The sequence below is a fragment of the Nibribacter koreensis genome (genome assembly GCF_039541795.1).
GTDB classification, from domain to species: Bacteria; Bacteroidota; Bacteroidia; order Cytophagales; family Hymenobacteraceae; genus Nibribacter; species Nibribacter koreensis.
Genome location: NZ_BAABGX010000002.1, coordinates 1,656,887 through 1,674,776, shown reverse-complemented (window position 1 = coordinate 1,674,776; position 17,890 = coordinate 1,656,887). Strand labels below are relative to the sequence as shown.

The window sequence follows — 17,890 nt, the reverse complement described above, 5'->3', positions numbered from 1 at the left end:
TGCACGCAAGTTGAAAACTTGCGCCATATTTAGCTCCAAGCTATAAGCTTGAAGCAGGTAAATGCATTTTCAGGCTGTTTTTCAGAAAAGAGGCTGAAAACGCAAGCAGTGCGTATAGCCACTGCCCGTCTAGCTTTCCCACAAGGTCCTTTCAGGATGACAAAAGAGGAAAGCAGTGAGAGTTCAAGAATTGCTGGTCTGAGCATTTTCCTCAAGTTTAGACTAGACACAAAAAAACCGCTCTCGTTTTTGGCCTGTTTTCATGAAAACAGGCCAAAAACGAGAGCGGAAATTAACTTAGAAAGAATGGCTTACTTCACTTTGAACAAATCGTCTTTCAGGTTCTTGTTTACTTCAATGCTGGTCACAGTTGAAGTGAGTACCTGGCCGCCAATGTGCAGGTCAATCTGGTGCGGGTACTTGATGCCGTTCACTTCGCGGTAGTCTTTCAGGTCGGTGGTTTGGTTGGCGGTGCCTACAGAGGTTTGCTCAGTGGCTACCTCGCGTACTTTCAGGCTGGTTTCTGCGTCAAAGTAATGGAAGGATTTTTTACCGCTGGGCAGGGTCAGCTCCAGCTTGTAGGCATCGCGGCCTTCTACCTTTTCCATGGTATTGAGGGCCAGTTGTACGCCCAGGTTGCCATAGTTAAGCACGCTGAATAGAATACCTTCCAGCTTTTGGTCCTGTATCTCTACGCCACTTAGCTCCTTCACTTGCCCTTGCGAGGTGATAGCACCCTGGTTGCCATTCACCGTCACGCGGTTCAGCTCATCGGTCATGTATTTAGTGGTCAGCAACAGTTTGTCAAAGCCTTTCTGCTGCTGGGTTACGGCTAATTCACCGCCCGGCACTTTCATGGTGCGCTTTAAGGTAAGGTCCTTTACTTTCTCAAGGTTGGCCTGGCCGCCAATGGCCTTTATGTAAGACGCCAGCACGCTTTGCACCGTCACGCCCGCCGGAAGCGAGTTGATGGGCGCCTCTGTCTTCTCACCAAACGCGTTGTAATAGGCAATGGGCTGACTAGTGTTAAAGCGTTTTAAGGAACCGGCTACCTCACGGGCATTGCCCACCACCAATAAATGCGCATTCTCTGGCTGCAGGTACTTCTGGGCCACGCGCTGAATGTCTGCCGGGGTCACGGTCGCTACGCTCTTCAGGTAATTGGCGTAATAGTCCTTAGATAAGCCGTGACGGGCGGTGTTGATGGCAAACATGGCCACCGTCAAAGGGTTCTCCAAAGAACGCGCGAAGGAACCCGTCATCATGCTCTGTACTTTCTGCAACTCTTGCGCAGGTACCGGTTCTTTGCGCAGGCGGTCCATCTCAAATAGAATCTGGGTGAAAGCGCTATCTGTTACTGGGTTGCGTACGCTGGCATAGGCGGTAAAGTAGCCTGTCAGTTTATCTGCCGAAAGGGACGAGTTGGAGCCGTAGGTATAAGCATGCTTCTCGCGCAGGTTGGCATCCAGGCGCGCAAAAGAACCACCCAGGATGTTGTTCAATAAGGTAGCTGCAATGACGTCTGGGTTGTTGGGCTTCAGGTCTACCGCATAAGTCACCGAGATTTGGGACTGCACTGCGTTAGGACGGTCAATAAAGGCTACTCGGTTTCCTTGCAATGCCGTAGGTGCCGGATAGTTGGCATTGGGCACATCCCCTTTCTTCCATTTACCAAAATACTGCTTGGCTAAGTTCTTGGCATCCTTCACCGTCACATCGCCCACAATGGCCAGATAGCCAATGTTTGGTCTGAAGTAGGTAGCGTGGTACTTCTGCACATCTGCCAGGGTGATGTTTTCCACCGTCTTCTCGGTCATGACGCCGCCATACGGATGGCTCTTCCCGAACAACAGTGCCTGTTGCAGGTTCTGCTGCATGGTGACAGGATCGTTCTTGCCCGCGGCCAGGTTAGAGAGCATCTGTCTCTTGAACTTGTCTAGTTCTGCCTGGTTAAACTGCGGATTCAAGGTCACGTCTGCGGCCAGCTCCATCAATTTGGGCAAGTGCTTTTTAAGGGCAGACGCCGAGAAACCGGCGGCGCTGGTGTTCAAGGTTGCACCAATGAAATCTACTTCTTCGTCTAGTTTGTCTTTAGGGCGGGAGGCGGTGCCACTGCGCATGAGATAACCGGCCGCCGAGGTCAAGCCTACTTTGTCGCCTTCCAGCAGAGGGTCGCGGTCTAGTACCAGGCTCATGGCCACTTTGGGCAGTTGGTGGTTTTCTACCACGTACACTTTTAAGCCATTGGACAACTCAAACGACTCATACTTACCTAACTGAATGGTAGGAGCGGGACCGGCCGCCGGTGGTGTTTGCTGTGCCTGCGCCACGCCTACTACCGCGGCAGAAAGGGCTAAACAGAAAATGGAAATATATCTTTTCATCGAAATCTAAACTAAAAACTAAAACTATTGAAGGCTTGAAACAGCACTCTTATTCGGCTCATTTTCAAATCTTCAAATCTGCACATCTTCAAATTATCTACCCTTTGGCAGGTAATGCAACACCACACGGTTCTCTTTGGTGAGGTACTGGTTAGCCACCCGCTGAATGTCCTCTTTGGTCACGGCCAGCAGTTTGCCCAGCTCGGTGTTGATGAGGTTGGTGTCTTTGTAAAGCATGTGATAGGTAGCCAACTTCTCGGTGCGGCCCTCTAGGGTAGAAATGCCGTTGATGTACTCGGTTTCAATCTTGTTGCGCAGTTTCTGGAACTCCTGCTCCGTGATGGGCTCGGTTTTCACGCGTTCAATTTCTGTATCTAGAGCACGCTCCAATTCCTGCGCATCTACGCCCATGTTGGCAATGGCTAGGTTGATGAACAAGCCCGGGTGCTCCAAGGGCATGGGGATAGAGGCTACTTGCACCGCTTTCTGCTGGTTGTCTACCAATGCCTTGTTCAGGCGTGAGCTCTGTCCACCTGATAATAGGGTCGTCAACAAGTTAATGGCGTAAGAATCTGGGGTGCCCTGCGCCGGAATGTGATAGGCCTGGATGACGGCTGGCAACTGGATGTTATCAAAAATCACGCGGCGGCCTTCTTCCATCTGGGCAGGCTCGGTGACGCTGGGTCTAATGATGGGAATGTTGCTTTTAGGAATGCTGCCAAAATACTGCTCCACCCACGCCTTGGTCTGGTTCACGTCCAAATCTCCGGCAATGGTGAGGGTAGCGTTGTTGGGCACATAGTAGGTCTTGTAGAAGTTCATGAACTCCGGTAGAGACGCTTTATCAATGTACTGTGCAGAGCCAATGGGCGTCCAACGGTACGGAAACACCGAATACGCCGTAGAGAACGTGTTTTCCAGCAAGGTGCCGTAGGGCTGGTTGTCAATGCGCTGCTTCTTCTCTTCTTTGACTACCTGACGCTGGGTTTCTACGCCCTGCTGGTCAATCTTGGCAGACTTGAGGCGGTCAGCTTCCATCCAAAGACCCAGGGCCAGTTGGTTGGACGGCAGAATCTGGTAGTAGTAGGTGCGGTCAAAGGAAGTGTTGGCGTTCACGGCCCCGCCCGCGCTCTGAATCATGTTGATGTATTTGCCCCGCTCCACGTTCTCAGAGCCTTCAAACATCAAGTGCTCAAAGAAATGCGCGAAACCGGTGCGGCGCGGGTCTTCGTTCTTGGAGCCCACATGGTACATCATGGTAACGGCAACGGTAGGGGTGGTTTTGTCTTGGTGCAGAATCACGTGCAGACCGTTGGGCAGGTCGTATTCTGTGAAGGCAATCTTGTTGCTCTGCGCGGCGGCGGTAAGGCCGGCACCCAGCAACAGGGTACTCAACAATAAGCGTTTCATTCAAAAAGCGTTAAAAAAAGTAAGGGTCCGTTTGGTTGGTTTGGCGTACTCAAAAAGTGAATCGTCCTTAAAATTAACTCAAAAAAATGGAAATCAATTCTATTGACCTGATTGCCTTGCCTCTAGAAATAAATTTTTGGGTGTATATTAACCTTTGGTCGGTTTCGCGTTCTAAGCTGTAAACCCTTTAATCCCCTTATCTAGTATGATGACATTTAAGAAAGTAACCCGGTTGGCCTTTGCGTTTGTACTTTTCTTGATGGGCACCACCGCCTTCGCGCAACAAACTAACTCCAGCAACCCCAGAGCCACCCTCACCGCCGAGCAACGCGCCCAGGCCCAGGTACAGCGCTACCAGAAGCAACTGGACCTTACCCCAGAGCAGACGGTTAAAATCACCGCCATTGTGACGGCCTCTGTGCAGGAAATGGATAAACTGCGCACACCTGGTACCCGTCCAGACCGCCAGGCCATGCAAGCCCAAGCCCAGAAACGCGCCCTCGAAATCAACGCCATCCTGACGCCCGCCCAACAGGAGAAGTTTGCTGCCATGCTCGCCAAGCAGATGGAGCAAGGCCAAGGCAGAGGAGGACGCCAACCCATCAAAGGCACTACCAAAACCAAAGGAGACATTTAATCCTTCTCATTTAGATAACAGAAAAGCCGAAGCCCACCGCTTCGGCTTTTTCTTTGAATGGCGTTTTTGGCCTGTTTTCTGGGGAATAGGCCAAAAACGGATAAACGAAGTCCCTTCTCCCTGAGGGGGAAGGTTAGGATGAGGGGACGTTGGAGACGATGTAGAGACCAGGCACCGCCTTGTCTCTCACGCATTGCATAATTTATCTGCTGGTGTAAACACCCCCTTCGCCCCCCTCAAGGGGAGAATCTGCGTTTAGTAACAGTTCTTTGCTATGCAACCGTCCTTATCATCACCTTACCCCCTTCAAAGGGGGACGGAATGCGTCATCCAATTTCTAATTCTTAATTTCTAATTTTTAATTGTCCGCTGAAGGCGGAACGGCTATCTTTCAGGACGCATCCTTTTGTTTTCTGCTTCTATGAAATGGTTGAAAGCGGCTCTGGCCACCTTCCTTGCAGTACTGGTAATCTATGGTCTCAACAGAACCTATGGCGTGGTGCCGGCCATGGGCTCGTTTCTGAGTCCGTATGAAGGTTTCTGGGTGAACAGTGAACGGGACGGGGACTTTACGTCTGAGGAACTGACCATTGAGGGACTGCGGGCGCCGGTGCAGATTCGGTTTGACTCCTTGCGGGTGCCGCACATCTTCGCGCAGAACGACCATGACCTGTACCTAGCCCAAGGGTACGTCACGGCCAAAGACCGGCTCTGGCAGATGGAGTTCATGACGCACGCCGCGGCTGGTAGGCTTTCTGAGATTATCGGGGACCAAACCCTGGCTATGGACCAGTACCAGCGCCGTATGGGCATGATGAAATCTGCCAGGGAGTCTCTGCAAAAATTCGGCTCTGACCCTGCTTCTAAAGCCTTGCTAGACGCCTACGCCGCCGGGGTGAACGCTTACATTCAACAGCTTTCACCAAGGGGCTACCCACTGGAATACAAACTCCTGAAATACGCGCCAGAGGCTTGGACGCCTTTGAAGACGGCGCTCTTGCTGAAGATGTTGGCCTATGATATGACCGGTTTCTCTGATGATTTGCGCATGACCAACAACCTGCGCAAATATGGGACTTCCGTCATGCAAGACCTTTTTCCGGAGTATCCTTTTAGGGAAGAACCCATTATTCCGGTAGGCACGCCGCAAAGCTTTAAGCCTTTGCCCATTCCAACTACGCCGGCAGAGTTTGTGGCCGGTTTGGCATCTCATACCTTAGAACGGCAGAAGCCCGAAAACCTGGGCAGTAACAATTGGGCCGTAACCGGCGCGCGTACTGCCAACGGCTATCCTTTGCTGGCTTCAGACCCGCACTTGAACTTGAGTTTGCCGTCTATCTGGCACGCGGTGCAGTTGCATGCGCCAGGCGTGAACGTGTATGGCGTGATTATTCCGGGTGCGCCGGGCGTGGGCATAGGCTTTAATGAGCACATAGCCTGGGGCATGACCAACGTAGGCTCAGATGTGCTAGACTGGTACGAAGTCAGATTCAAGGACGCCACGCGTCGGGAATACTGGCACGACAACCAATGGAAGCCCATCACCCGTGTGCTGGAGGAAATCAAAATCAAAGGCAAGGACTCCAAAATAGACACAGTGCTGTACACGCACCACGGGCCAGTGGCTTATCTACCCAATGAGGAACCGTACCGCAAAGGCACGACGCCCATTGGCCACGCCCTGCGCTGGACGGCTCATGACACCCAGAACGAACTGATGGCCTTACACGGCGTGAACCGCGCCACCAACTACCCGGCCTTCAAGAAAGCGCTGACCACCTGGGCGGCCCCGGCCTTCAACTTCGTCTACGCTGACAGCCAGAACATTGCCATCATCTCTAACGGGCTCTTCCCCAACAAATGGAAAGGCCAGGGCCAATATCTACTGGACGGCACCAACCCCACCCACGACTGGCAAGGCTGGATTCCCATGGACCAAGTACCGCAGGTCTTGAACCCGGCAAGAGGGTTTGTAAGTTCAGCCAACCAATCGCCGGTGTCTCCCAAAGACTATCCTTATTATTTGGGGGCATCGTTTGCCGGGTATGAGCGCAGTGCCCGCATTAACCAACGGCTAGCCGCCATGACCAAGGCCGTACCCGACAGCTTCCAGCGTTTGCAACTAGATAATTTTAATGTGCATGCGCAAAACGTACTGCCTACGTTGTTGAACAACCTAGATTCTACAGCTTTTACGCCAGCTCAGCAGAAAGCCTATCAAGCACTCCGTTCCTGGAAGTACCAGTATGTGGCAGAATCCGTTGCGCCTTCATTATTTGAGGAATGGTGGCAAGCGCTTAGCAGAAACACTTGGCGAGACGAGTTCCCCGTGGAGAATTTCAAGGTACCGGCCCGTGACAGGACCGTGCAGATGCTGTTACAGGAACCCACCGCCAAATGGTTTGACAACATTTCTACGCCGCAAAAGGAGACCATGCAGGACGTCATTTGGCTGTCCTTTACCCAAGCAGTGGACAGCCTGACCAAAGACTACGGCGCCGTGAATGACCAATGGCAGTGGGGACATCACAAGAACTCCAGCATTGGGCACATGGCACGGTTACCGGGCTTCGGGCAGAAGCTGTTTGCGGGCGGGAGCGCCAACTCCATTAACGCCCTCAACGGAAGTCACGGCCCGTCTTGGCGCATGGTGGTAGAAATGGGTCCGCAGGTGAAAGCCTACGGCGTGTACCCCGGCGGCCAAAGCGGCAATCCTGGAAGTAAATTCTATGACAACCTGATAGAAGACTGGCGTTTAGGCAAACTGCATGAACTGTTATTCTTGAAGTCTGCTGAGGATAGGAAAGAGAAGACAGGTGTGGTTTGGGTGATGAAGGGGAAGAAGTAATTATATTCAAATGATGGACAGACTACTCTTCATTCTCTTATTCTGTTTTGTAATTGCTTCTTGCCGGCAATCTGAGAAAGCGCCCCTTACACAAGAACAACCTATTTCTGTATCAGAATCCACTTATAAAGAATATGAAGTTCTTCTTAAAGAAGAAGCACAAACAACCAATACAGACTGCCAGGATGAAAATGAAACCCCTACACTAGGCATCGGGCTGGTTAGTGCTCCTGCCATTTTTGAATTGTTCCATGACAGCTTGCTAACCAAAAGATATGTTAGGTGGAACACAGATTCTAGTGAGACACCATCCAATGTTGTTTGCTCCAAGTTCTATTTTCCAGATTACAGTATTTTTCATTTTGTATGTCTCCAAGAAACTAGCAGATATTACAAGGTTCTGGCGAACGCTGATCAAGTAAAATACTTTCCTAAAACAAAAGACTATCGCTTTGAAACCTGGGAAGAATACATACTAAATTCTTTTGGGATAAGAAGGAAAACAGGTGACCTGGCTAGTACCAACACGTATAAACAAGAGGTTAAACAAGCACCTAATAAGTCGTCAAAGTCAATAGAAATTCCGAAAGGGCATGAGATGTTCTGCCCCCAAGAAGTAACAGGAGACTGGGTGAAAGTAACATATGATTGCTTTTACAATAAAGAGCGAAACCCATATGAAGGCGAGCCCTGCCATACCTTTATACAGAAGTGCAAAGAACCTGTAACAGGTTGGCTCAAATGGCGAGAAGGCAACCAGGTTCTCATTGACATTCTCTTAATGCCGTAACCCTATTCCGTTTTCAGCCTCTTTCCCCTAAAACAGCCCAAAAACGACCACTCAAATTTTCACGCATATGCTCTTCCTCCTCGTTCTTATTCTCAGCCTGATTGCCCAGTTGTTTCTGCCTTGGTGGAGCGTGCCGGTGGTGTGTTTTGCGTTGGCTTTCTGGAAAGCGCATAGAGGCGGACAGGCCTTTACGGCGGGCTTCTTGGGAGTGGGTCTCACGTGGCTAGGCGCGGCGCTGTTCTGGCAGATAATGAGTGATGGGATTTTGAGTACGCGCGTGGCAGAGATGTTCACCGTTGGGTCGCCGTGGGTGTTGCTGGTGGTGACGGTGATGCTGGGTGGTTTGGTAGGCGGCGTGAGCGCCGTGTCGGGGTTCTTTGTGCGACGCGCCTTGGTGTAGCGTTTTTGGCCTACTTCCTGGAAAACAGCCCGAAAACGACTGACTCAGATTTTCTATTTTTAATCCATGGAGATCCAGCCCACTCCTTTTACGCCCCGACACCCGCTGTTGCAGAAACACCTGCAATACTACTATTTCCTGAAGACTGATTCCAGCCAGTTTGAGACGCAGTATTACGCCTTCCCGAGCACCAACACGGTTCTAAACATTCACCAGAAGGCCAAGTGCCAGATACAAGACTACCACACCCGCGTCTTTGAAGACCCCAGCCAACCGAACCTGGCCATTGTGCAGGGCATGCGCGAACTCCCCTTGCGCGCGCACTTGCAAGGCCGGTTAGACAAAGTCACCATTATCTTTCATCCCTTAGGGCTTAATCATTTCCTGTCGGTGCCTTTTCTGGAAGTGGCGCCCAAAGACTCACAGCTGTTCACCGCCTGGGATGCCCTCCCTGAATATCACCAGTTTTTAAACGCTTTCTACGCTACCCAAGACAACACGGAGCGCGCGCAAACCTTGGAAGACTTTCTACTGAGCGTGTACCGGCCTTTCCCGGAGTATGAGGTATTGCAGGAGGCAATCACTCTGCTCACGCAGTTTGACGAGGAACTGCCCGTGGAGGAAATAGCCCAACATTTAAAACTACACCCCAGAACCTTCCATAGATTGTTCAAGAAGCATGTGGGCATCTCGCCGGTGGGTTACCGCAAGGTGGCGCGGTTCAGGCATTCGCTCAACAACAAGTTGGTAGATGCGCAGTTCCAAAAACTTACCCAACTGGGCTACGCCAGCAACTTCTATGACCAAGCTTATTTTAACAAGGTCTACAAGCAGTTCACCGGCTCCAATCCCAGCACCTTTTTCAGCTCCATTGACACGATGGCAAATGATAAGCTCATCTTCCAGTTTGTGCAAGAAAAGTAGCCGCTGTCTGAAAAATACAAGCGCAGGACTGGTAGATGGTTTTCCTTTGTGCTTTCCTTAGCCGTTTCCTATGAAAGCACATCTCCTACTTCCGTTGTTTTTAGTTTTGGGCACGCTCTCCGCGTCAGCGCAAACTAAGCCCGATACCTACCGCTTATCTGGCCAGATTGACCAGCAGATAAAAACGGACACCGTGCCTTGGAAACACCAGAAAGGCGCTTGGGAATATTCGTTTGCCGGGCATTATGCACAGGCTTTGCAGGTGTGGGATGCACAATATCCTACCATGCGGCGAAAAGTCTCGGGCCAGGACAGCGCCTTGTTCAAAACCTACACGCCCAGCCCAGCCAAGACCTATTTACTAGAGCAGGCCAAAAAACACCAGTTGTTCATCATCAATGAGTCGCATCATAATCCTTTACACCGGGCCTTCACGCAAAGTCTACTGGCAGATTTGTACCAGCAGGGCTACCGCTACCTGGCGCTGGAAGCGCTGGACCAAAACGACGGCCTCCTCAACCAACGAAAATACCCCGTGCAGACAAGCGGTTACTATACCAAAGAACCACAAATGGGCAACCTAATAAGAGAGGCACTGCGGTTAGGCTACACCGTGTTTGGCTATGACAGCGAAGGCAACGGCAGGGAGCGCGAGATTGGGCAGGCCCGCAACATCCAGCAGATGCTTCAGAAAGACCCCAAGGCCAAGATGCTTATCCACTGCGGGTTTGACCACGCCAATGAAGGTCCGTCACCAGCCTGGGAGAAAGCCATGGCCGGTAGGCTGAAGGAGTTCACCGGCCTGGACCCGTTCACCGTGGACCAGGAAAGCTTAACACCTACCAGCGCGCCTCGGTTTGATGAGCCTTTCCTGCAACTGTCCAAGGTGCCGTACCCGGCAGTGTACTTCAACAAAACCACCAAAGCACCTTTCACGGGAACGGGCTCTGAGCGCACCGTTGATGTAGTGGTGGTGCACCCTAAAACCAAGCGTATCAACGGCCGTCCCCACTGGGTGTGGCTGGAAGGTAGAAAGCCTTACAAATTGACTAAAAAACAAATCACGTTGGGGTATCCAGTTCTAGCCTTGGCTTATAAAGCAGGTGAGCCTGCCAATGCCGTACCGGTAGATGTAGTGGAGATTGAAAATGCCTTAGACGCTCCGGCGTTGGCCTTGCCTAGAGGAACCTATAAAGTGGTCTTGTGTTCTGCATCGGGTAAAGAACAATCCATGACTATTCAGGTAAGGTAGATCTAAACAAAAAACTCCGTTTTTGGCTTGTTTTATGAGAAACAGGCTAAAAACGGAATCTTGTATTGAAATGGCGGTAGTGTGCTGAGTTATTCCCAAATTATAGGATCTTCCTCTTCCCAGCCTTCGTCATCTGAGCTGGCCATGTCTTGGTAGGCGCCTCTTTTGTCTTTGAGGACGGCTTTCACGTGGCTTCTATACAAGTAGGCAACAGTTAAATCTTCATTGATGTCCAGGGCCTGGTCCAGGTCTTGCAACGCCTCTTTGTATTCTTCCCGTTTATAATGCACATACCCACGGTAGGCATAGGCAAACTCCAGGTTGTTGTTTAAGGCAATGGCTTTTTCTAGGTCTTGTAAGGCGCCGTCAAAATCTTGCAAATAGGCTTTGGTATGCCCGCGTTGGGCTAGCGCGTCATAATAGGTGGGGTCCAGGGCCAGGGCGTAATCCAAATCTGCGATGGCGGCGTTGTACTGGCCCAGCTCATGGTTCACCAGCCCGCGCATGTAGTAGCACGTCACGTTATCTTTCTGGTAGATGAGAGTCTCGTCAAACTTCTCTTTTGCCTGCGGGTAAAAACCACCCTTAAACGCAATCACGCCCAGGTTAAAATAAGCCGAGCCGATGTTGGGATTGAGCTGGATGGCTTTCCTGTAATCTGCCTTGGCGGCGTTGAAGGCTTCTTTGTCAAACTTGGCGTTACCGCGGTGATAGTACGCTAAGGCGTTAAGAGAGTCCAGGGCGATGGCTTTATCCAGCTCTACAATGGCATCGTCAAAGAGACCTTTCTCCAGCTTAGCCGCTCCTCTGCCCAAATACTCCTGCGCCGTCTGGCCAAAGCCTGGTAAAAGCGTAAAAAAGAAAAGCAGGGTAAGTAAAAAGCGGGGACTCATAGGGGGATTCCAAAAGTAAGACCATAAAGATAAGAGATTTACGGTGGAGTTTCCAGCGCAATCCTCGCAAATAAGTAGCTAGTGGCCTTAGGCACGCAAAAGCCGTTTTTAGCCTGTTTTCTGGAAATCGGGCCAAAAACGGAGTCTTTCTTTCCGGCTAAATTATCTGCATCTTCCCAGACAGAAACCTCTTTTAGATACCCTAAAAGGGTATTTCGCTTCCATCTTCCAGAAAAAAATAAAAAAATTTCAAAAAGGCTGTAATGACCTGCCGCCTGCGTCGTCTTTGTTATTGAATGGATTTACAAGAGTTTAAAACCAAGGTACTCCCGGCCAAACAGAAGCTTTATAGGCTGGCGCTCTTCCTGTTGCAGAACAAGGAAGAGGCGGAGGACATCTTGCAGGACGTGTTCCTGAAACTCTGGACCCACAAGCACAAGCTCCACGCCTACGCCAGCATTGAGGCGTTTGCCATGACCGTCACCAAGAACCTGTGCCTAGACAGAATCAAGTCCAGAAAAAAAAGGCACATGGTAGACGTGGTGGACTTGGAGCTGGGCGCTCAGGAAGCCAACCCATACCAACGTTATGAGTTGGCAGACCAAGTAAGCAAAGTGCAGGAACTGCTCCAGTTATTGCCAGAGCAACAGCGCCTGATCCTGCACCTGCGCGATGTAGAGGGCTACGACTACCCAGAGATTGAACAAATCACGGGCGCCAACGTCAACGCCATCCGGGTGACCTTGAGCAGAGCCAGAAAAAGCGTACGCGACGGACTTTTAAAGTTAGAAGACTATGCCATTTGAACCGATAGAACGCCTGCTAGAGAAATACTATGACGGAGAGAGCACCCTGGCAGAGGAAGCGCACCTGAAGACCTTCTTCCAGGAAACCAAGTTGTTGCCAGACCATCTTAAGCCGCATGCTCTCCAGTTCAACCATTATGCGCAGGAGCAGCACGTCAAAATAGATAAGTTTCTGTCTGATGACTGGTTGTTTGAGAAGATTGAAAACCCAAGAGCGGGGGCTGCACCGGCACCAGAGAAAAAACCAAACTTCTTTGTGGCCTACGGTTGGCAGATGGCCGCCAGCATCAGTCTGTTGTTAGTAGCGTTCTGGGCCGGTTATTATTTCATGAGCCCTTCTAACAACGGCCTAGCTACCCATCAAAGCCAGCTAGTGGTTCAACAGGAGAAAGAAGAACCTCAACCAATAATAGAAGAAAGCACGCCTGCAGAAAAAGCCACTCAGGTGACAACAAGCCCAGAATACAGCCCAGCCCCAAAGAATCCAGCTAGAGACTCTTCGCCCAGGCAGAAAACAAGGCCGCTGTTAACTGCCCGCATACCCGTGGTTGCCTCTGCCAGCGCCCGCCTGCAACTGGTGAGCCAGGACCTACCCACAGAAGGGCTTACTCCCGCAGAAAGCAAAAAAGTGATGGACCTGCTCATCAAGACCATGAGCAAGGATGACAACGTGAACGTGCGCCTGGCCGCCTGTGAGGCGCTCTATCGGTTTAAAGACCAGAAGGAAGCCCGGCAGGCCTTTATACAGGCATTGGCTACGCAGACAGACCCCATGATGCAGATCACCCTCATTGACATCGTCATTAGCCTTAAGGAGAAGCGGGCCCTGCCCCACTTGGAGCAGTTGGCCAACCAGGAAAATGTATTGCCCATAGTCAAACATAAAGCACAAGAGGGACTGGGCACCCTTATCTAAAGCCCAAGAGCGGTCATCCATGGTACGCGCTGCTCTTCTAACTACTTATTTACTTATCTCAACAGACATGAAAAAGTTATTCATCATAGCAGGAGCCAGCCTCCTCCTCTCAGGAAACGTCTTTGCGCAAAGCAAGCCTGCCCAGAGCACAACAAAGCCCGCCAACACCATGACCTACAAAGTAAAACTAGGCGATGGCAAGGACAGACAGGTGCAGTTTACCATGTACGGTAGCAGCGTAGAAATCATTGGCCACAACAGCGACGAGGTACTTATTGAAACCAATGACTACAGCGCCCCGCCAGAGCGGGCGAAAGGCCTCAAACCGCTATACAACCAGGTAGAGGACAATACCAAACTAGGCTTGGCGGTAGAAAAGAAGAACAACGTCCTCTCCATCACCAAGGCATCGCGCAACCAGGCCAGTTACACCATTAGAGTGCCTAAGAATGCCGCTATCGTGTACAAAGAAGTCAACTGGACCGGCGGCGAACTAACCATCAAAGACATGAACGGTGAGATTGAGGCCCATTTAAACAATACAGATGCCGCCTTCACCAACGTATCCGGACCCGTGGTGGCCAACTCTACCGCCGGCAGCCTCAAGGTGGTCTTCTCTGCCCTGGCGCAAGACAAACCCAGCGCTCTCTCTGCCGTGGCCGCAGACATTGACATCACCCTGCCCGCCAACACCAAAGCCAACTACAAACTGGAAGCTATGCAAGGCGAAATCTACACAGACTTTGACATGGAGGTGAAGAAAACAGGAAAATCAGACTTACCCAGCATTGGCGGGGGCGGAAACATTAGTGGCAAGACCAACGGCGGCGGCGTAGAAATGACCGTCAAAAGCATCTCCAGCGACATCTACATCCGCAAGAAAAAATAATCCTACCAGGCACCTAACACCTTACCTACCATGAAAAAGTTATTGTTGATCGCCCTGCTATTGTGGGGCGCCGGGAACCTCTATGCCCAGAAGAAAACCGTGGAGAAGACCCTTACCCTGCCCGCCAGCAAGAAAGTAAACCTCAACCTCAAGTTTGGCAACGCCGTCAAGGTGACCGCCTGGGACAAGAAAGAAGCCTACGTAAAGGTGACTTATGAAATCAACGGCGGCCAAGGCAATGACGCCATGAAGATTACCTTCACGCCCAGCGCAGAACAGCTTTCTGTCCTCACAGATCTGGACCACGAGTACCTTAAAAACAGCAACTATGAAGGCGTCTGCCCAGAGGGTTCATCCACAACTTTCAGCGATTATAAAAAAGGCGAAAGGAAGCGGGGCGCCTGCGTAAGAATTGACTATGAGGTGTTCCTGCCCCGTGACGCCAACCTCACCCTAGAAACCATCAACGGCGATGTAGAGCTAAGAGGCTTCACCGGCCCGGTCAACGCCAAGTCCATCTCTGGCTTTGTAGACATGGACTGGCCCACCCAGAAAGGCGCTACCGTGGCCCTCAAAACCATCACCGGCGAAGTCTTCACAGATTTATCCATTGCTTTCGCAGGCAAGCAAAAAGAGATGCCCATAGTAGGCTATGAACTCAAAGGCGATGTCAACAAGGGCGGTTCTGCCATCCAACTGGAATCCATCAGCAACAACATCTACCTGCGCAAGAAAAAGTAGCCTTTGGTTTTCGGGCTGTTTTGGCCAAAACAGCCCGAAAACCAAAGGAATTAAAAATTAGAAATTATGAATTAGAAATGGCCTGCGCATTCCGTCTTCCTTTAAAGTTGAAGCTCCCGGACTTGCTCCGGGAGGAGATAGTGGAATGACAAAGACGCATTCATCCAGACCTGCTGGTAGTTAATGCAGGCTCTCCGTTTTTAGCTCGTTTTCCGGAAAATAAGCTAAAACCGCCAATGCCGCTAACTCAAAAACCTCATTACGCCCGGCAGAACCTGCCAGCGTCTGTGCCAAGAATCATTGCCAAACGCAGATTCCCCCTTTGAGTGGGGCTAGGGGGGTGTTATTACATTAATAGATAATGAGCAATGCGTGAGAGACAAGGCAGTGCTGTTGTCTCTACAGAATCAACAACCGCCCTCATCCTCACCTCCCGTTTTTGGCCTGATTTTCAGAAAACAGCCTAAAAACGCTTCTAGCCTTCATAGGGCTTTTCAACCACATCTTTTACCGCCTCAATTCTATCTTACCTATGAAAAAAAGTCTTCACTTTTTACTGGGATTGCTGTGCCTTTTCCTGAGCAATAGTTCTGCTTCGTTTGCGCAGGCCTTAAGCGCTTCCCTATCTAGTTCAGCGTCCCATAAAACCTTGGGTACCATCACCGGATCGGTTACAGATTCTACCAGCGGTCAACCCGTAGAATTTGCCACGGTGGCCCTCATGCTCTCCAATTCTACTCAAACAGTAGAAGGTGCACTTTCTAATGAAAAGGGGCAGTTCACGTTCAGCAAGGTGCCAGTGGGCCAGTACCAAATAACCGTCTCGTATGTGGGCTACAAACCATACAAGACCAACCCCATTCTAGTAACGGAAACTCAGTTGCACATGACGGTGCCTACCATCAAATTAAGCCCTGAAGAAAACAAATTGAAGGAGGTGATGGTGCTAGGGCAAAAGCCCTTGATAGAAGACAAAGCAGACCGCCTGGTCTACAACGCCGACCAGGACATCACCAACGCGGGCGGCACCGCCGAGGACGTGCTTAAGAAAGTACCTTCCCTCACGGTAGACGTAGATGGCAACGTGCAGCTGCGGGGCTCTGGCAACGTGCGGGTGCTGGTGAACAACAAAGCCTCCAGCCTCCTAGCTACCAGCGTGGCAGATGCGCTCAAGCAGATTCCGGCAGACATGATCAAGAGCGTGGAGGTGATTACCAGCCCCTCGGCTAAATATGACGCTGAAGGTTCTGCCGGCATCATCAACATCATCACCAAGAAAAGCCTGTTGCCGGGCGTGCATGGCAACGTGGCAGGCATGGTGGGCACGCAAAGCACCAACCTCAATAGCACGCTCAACGCCCGGCGTACTAAGTTAGGCATGAACCTGAACATAGGCGCCTTTACCTATGACGTGCCCAAAGGCTTTGGCATGTACCGGCAGGAGTTTGCAGAGGGCCCAGACATCATCACCGTGCAGGACGGGGACGGGAAAGTATTTGGGGGCGGGAGCAACGCGCAACTGGGCCTGGACTATGACCTGGACTCTGTCAATCTGTTTTCGGCGGGCGTCAAAATCAACCAGGGTAAGTACCGCGGCGAGAACCAGCAAATCACCACCTCTACCATGGCCCGGCCCTACGCCTACATCAGGAACACCAACCAGTACCAGTACACCCCGCTGGGCACCGACGTCAACCTGGATTACACCCACATCTTCAACCCGCAGCAGGAGTTTACCTTGTTGGGGCAGTACAGTCGGTCAGAGCATGGTAATTTAATAGACCAGGACCATTTCACGCAGCAAGAGGAGTTGTTTTATGTACAGCGCAACACCAACCAGAACGTGAACCGGGAGCTTACCTTGCAGACAGACTACACGCACCCGTTCCTGAACAAAGCCACCCTAGAGGTGGGCGTGAAAGCTATTCTGCGCCGCGCCGAAAGCGATGCCCAGTATGACATCCGGTTTCCGCTAGAGAACAAGTCCCTGTCTGAGGAGAACAACTTTCACTACCGCCAAGACGTGGCCGCCGGGTACCTGTCCTATGGATTCACGCTGGCCAAGCAGTACGCCGTAAAAGTGGGAAGCCGGTATGAGCACACCTGGCTCAGCGGGGATTTCACCAGCACCCAAACCTCGCTCAACCAAGAGTACCACACGCTCATCCCCAGCTTTTCGGTGTCCAGAACGGTCAAGGAAATTCACACGGTCAAGGCCAACTACACCCAGCGCATCCAGCGGCCGCACATCTTTTTACTCAACCCGTACCGCGACAGCCGGGACCCCAAAAGCGTCTTCTTTGGCAATCCGGCGCTGGACCCCGAGCTCACGCATTTATATGAACTGGGCTATAGCACCTTCTTCAAGACCAGCTCTATCATGGCCACTTTGTACTTGAGAAAGATTGACAACGCCATCCAGCAGGTGACCTTGGGCATTGACGAAGGCGTGGCACAGAACACCTTTGTGAACGCCGGCAAGTTGCTCAGCTACGGGCTTAACCTCTCGGGCTCTACCAAACCAGTTCCTTCACTCAGCCTCAACGGAAACCTGAACGCCTATTACAACCGCCTGCAGGGCCTGGGCGGACTGGCTACCGGCTGGCAGTACAACCTCAACCTCACCACGGGCTATGAGTTTGGCAAAGGCTTCTCGGGTCAATTTACGGGTATGTTCAACTCGCCCAGAGTCACCTTGCAAGGGCGTGCCTTAGCCTGGCAACAATACAGCCTGGCCGTGAAAAAGGAGTTCTGGGAGAAGAAAGCCAGCCTGACCCTGGGCGTCAACAACCCGTTTACCAAATCCGTGAACTTCGGGCAGGAGACCGTCACTGAAGCCTTTGTGCAGACCAACGAGAATAGAAACTTTAACCGGGCCGTGCGCCTTAGCTTTGACTATAAATTTGGACGGCAGAAGGCGTCTGCCAGCCCAGCGCGCAAAAAGAAAGTGATTAGAAACGATGACGTGAAACAGGGGGAATGAGAACTGGTTTAGGAGAA

14 protein-coding genes are annotated in these 17,890 nt (G+C 51.3%); 11 read left to right on the top strand and 3 right to left on the bottom strand.

Annotated elements, in window-relative coordinates; all coding sequences use genetic code 11:
- Nucleotides 1-311: 311 nt before the first annotated feature.
- Together ABD880_RS14480 and ABD880_RS14475 are read right to left on the bottom strand one after the other, a co-directional pair.
- Entirely contained in the window at nucleotides 312-2,384 is a 2,073-nt protein-coding gene (locus ABD880_RS14480) for an insulinase family protein (protein ID WP_345167530.1), read from the bottom strand.
- Between the two features lie 93 nt (nucleotides 2,385-2,477).
- Entirely contained in the window at nucleotides 2,478-3,794 is a 1,317-nt protein-coding gene (locus ABD880_RS14475) for a M16 family metallopeptidase (protein ID WP_345167527.1), read from the bottom strand.
- A 205-nt stretch (nucleotides 3,795-3,999) separates the two neighbouring features.
- Between ABD880_RS14475 and ABD880_RS14470 the strand changes: the two genes are divergently transcribed.
- The 6 genes from ABD880_RS14470 (at nucleotide 4,000) to ABD880_RS14445 (ending at nucleotide 10,645) form a co-directional block, all read left to right on the top strand.
- Nucleotides 4,000-4,431: a Spy/CpxP family protein refolding chaperone gene (locus ABD880_RS14470; protein WP_345167524.1), complete on the top strand. Its 432-nt coding sequence runs from the start codon at nucleotides 4,000-4,002 to the stop codon at nucleotides 4,429-4,431.
- A 421-nt stretch (nucleotides 4,432-4,852) separates the two neighbouring features.
- Nucleotides 4,853-7,279, top strand: coding sequence for a penicillin acylase family protein (locus ABD880_RS14465; RefSeq protein WP_345167521.1), 2,427 nt, complete (start codon nucleotides 4,853-4,855; stop codon nucleotides 7,277-7,279).
- 10 nt (nucleotides 7,280-7,289) lie between these two features.
- Nucleotides 7,290-8,069, top strand: coding sequence for a hypothetical protein (locus ABD880_RS14460; protein ID WP_345167518.1), 780 nt, complete (start codon nucleotides 7,290-7,292; stop codon nucleotides 8,067-8,069).
- 67 nt (nucleotides 8,070-8,136) lie between these two features.
- Nucleotides 8,137-8,469 (top strand): hypothetical protein, encoded by a 333-nt coding sequence (locus ABD880_RS14455; RefSeq protein ID WP_345167515.1) that lies wholly within the window; start codon nucleotides 8,137-8,139, stop codon nucleotides 8,467-8,469.
- Between the two features lie 66 nt (nucleotides 8,470-8,535).
- Nucleotides 8,536-9,393, top strand: coding sequence for a helix-turn-helix domain-containing protein (locus ABD880_RS14450; RefSeq protein WP_345167513.1), 858 nt, complete (start codon nucleotides 8,536-8,538; stop codon nucleotides 9,391-9,393).
- Nucleotides 9,394-9,463: 70 nt separating this feature from the next.
- Entirely contained in the window at nucleotides 9,464-10,645 is a 1,182-nt protein-coding gene (locus ABD880_RS14445; RefSeq protein WP_345167510.1) for a hypothetical protein, read from the top strand.
- Between the two features lie 89 nt (nucleotides 10,646-10,734).
- Here the strand turns inward: ABD880_RS14445 and ABD880_RS14440 are convergent, their stop codons facing one another.
- The gene (locus ABD880_RS14440) at nucleotides 10,735-11,538 is read right to left on the bottom strand and encodes a tetratricopeptide repeat protein (protein ID WP_345167507.1); all 804 of its coding nucleotides are present in this window, start codon (nucleotides 11,536-11,538) and stop codon (nucleotides 10,735-10,737) included.
- Between the two features lie 296 nt (nucleotides 11,539-11,834).
- On the opposite strand from ABD880_RS14440, the gene ABD880_RS14435 reads away from it, so the two are divergent.
- The 5 genes from ABD880_RS14435 (at nucleotide 11,835) to ABD880_RS14415 (ending at nucleotide 17,873) form a co-directional block, all read left to right on the top strand.
- Nucleotides 11,835-12,344 (top strand): RNA polymerase sigma factor, encoded by a 510-nt coding sequence (locus ABD880_RS14435; protein WP_345167505.1) that lies wholly within the window; start codon nucleotides 11,835-11,837, stop codon nucleotides 12,342-12,344.
- The gene (locus ABD880_RS14430; protein WP_345167502.1) at nucleotides 12,334-13,260 is read left to right on the top strand and encodes a HEAT repeat domain-containing protein; all 927 of its coding nucleotides are present in this window, start codon (nucleotides 12,334-12,336) and stop codon (nucleotides 13,258-13,260) included. Before ABD880_RS14435 ends, ABD880_RS14430 begins: the two co-directional genes overlap by 11 nt.
- A gap of 67 nt (nucleotides 13,261-13,327) precedes the next feature.
- The gene (locus tag ABD880_RS14425; protein WP_345167499.1) at nucleotides 13,328-14,149 is read left to right on the top strand and encodes a DUF4097 family beta strand repeat-containing protein; all 822 of its coding nucleotides are present in this window, start codon (nucleotides 13,328-13,330) and stop codon (nucleotides 14,147-14,149) included.
- A 30-nt stretch (nucleotides 14,150-14,179) separates the two neighbouring features.
- Nucleotides 14,180-14,890, top strand: coding sequence for a DUF4097 family beta strand repeat-containing protein (locus tag ABD880_RS14420; protein WP_345167496.1), 711 nt, complete (start codon nucleotides 14,180-14,182; stop codon nucleotides 14,888-14,890).
- 532 nt (nucleotides 14,891-15,422) lie between these two features.
- On the top strand, nucleotides 15,423-17,873 hold the full coding sequence (locus tag ABD880_RS14415) for a TonB-dependent receptor domain-containing protein (protein WP_345167494.1): 2,451 nt from the start codon (nucleotides 15,423-15,425) through the stop codon (nucleotides 17,871-17,873).
- Nucleotides 17,874-17,890 lie beyond the last annotated feature (17 nt).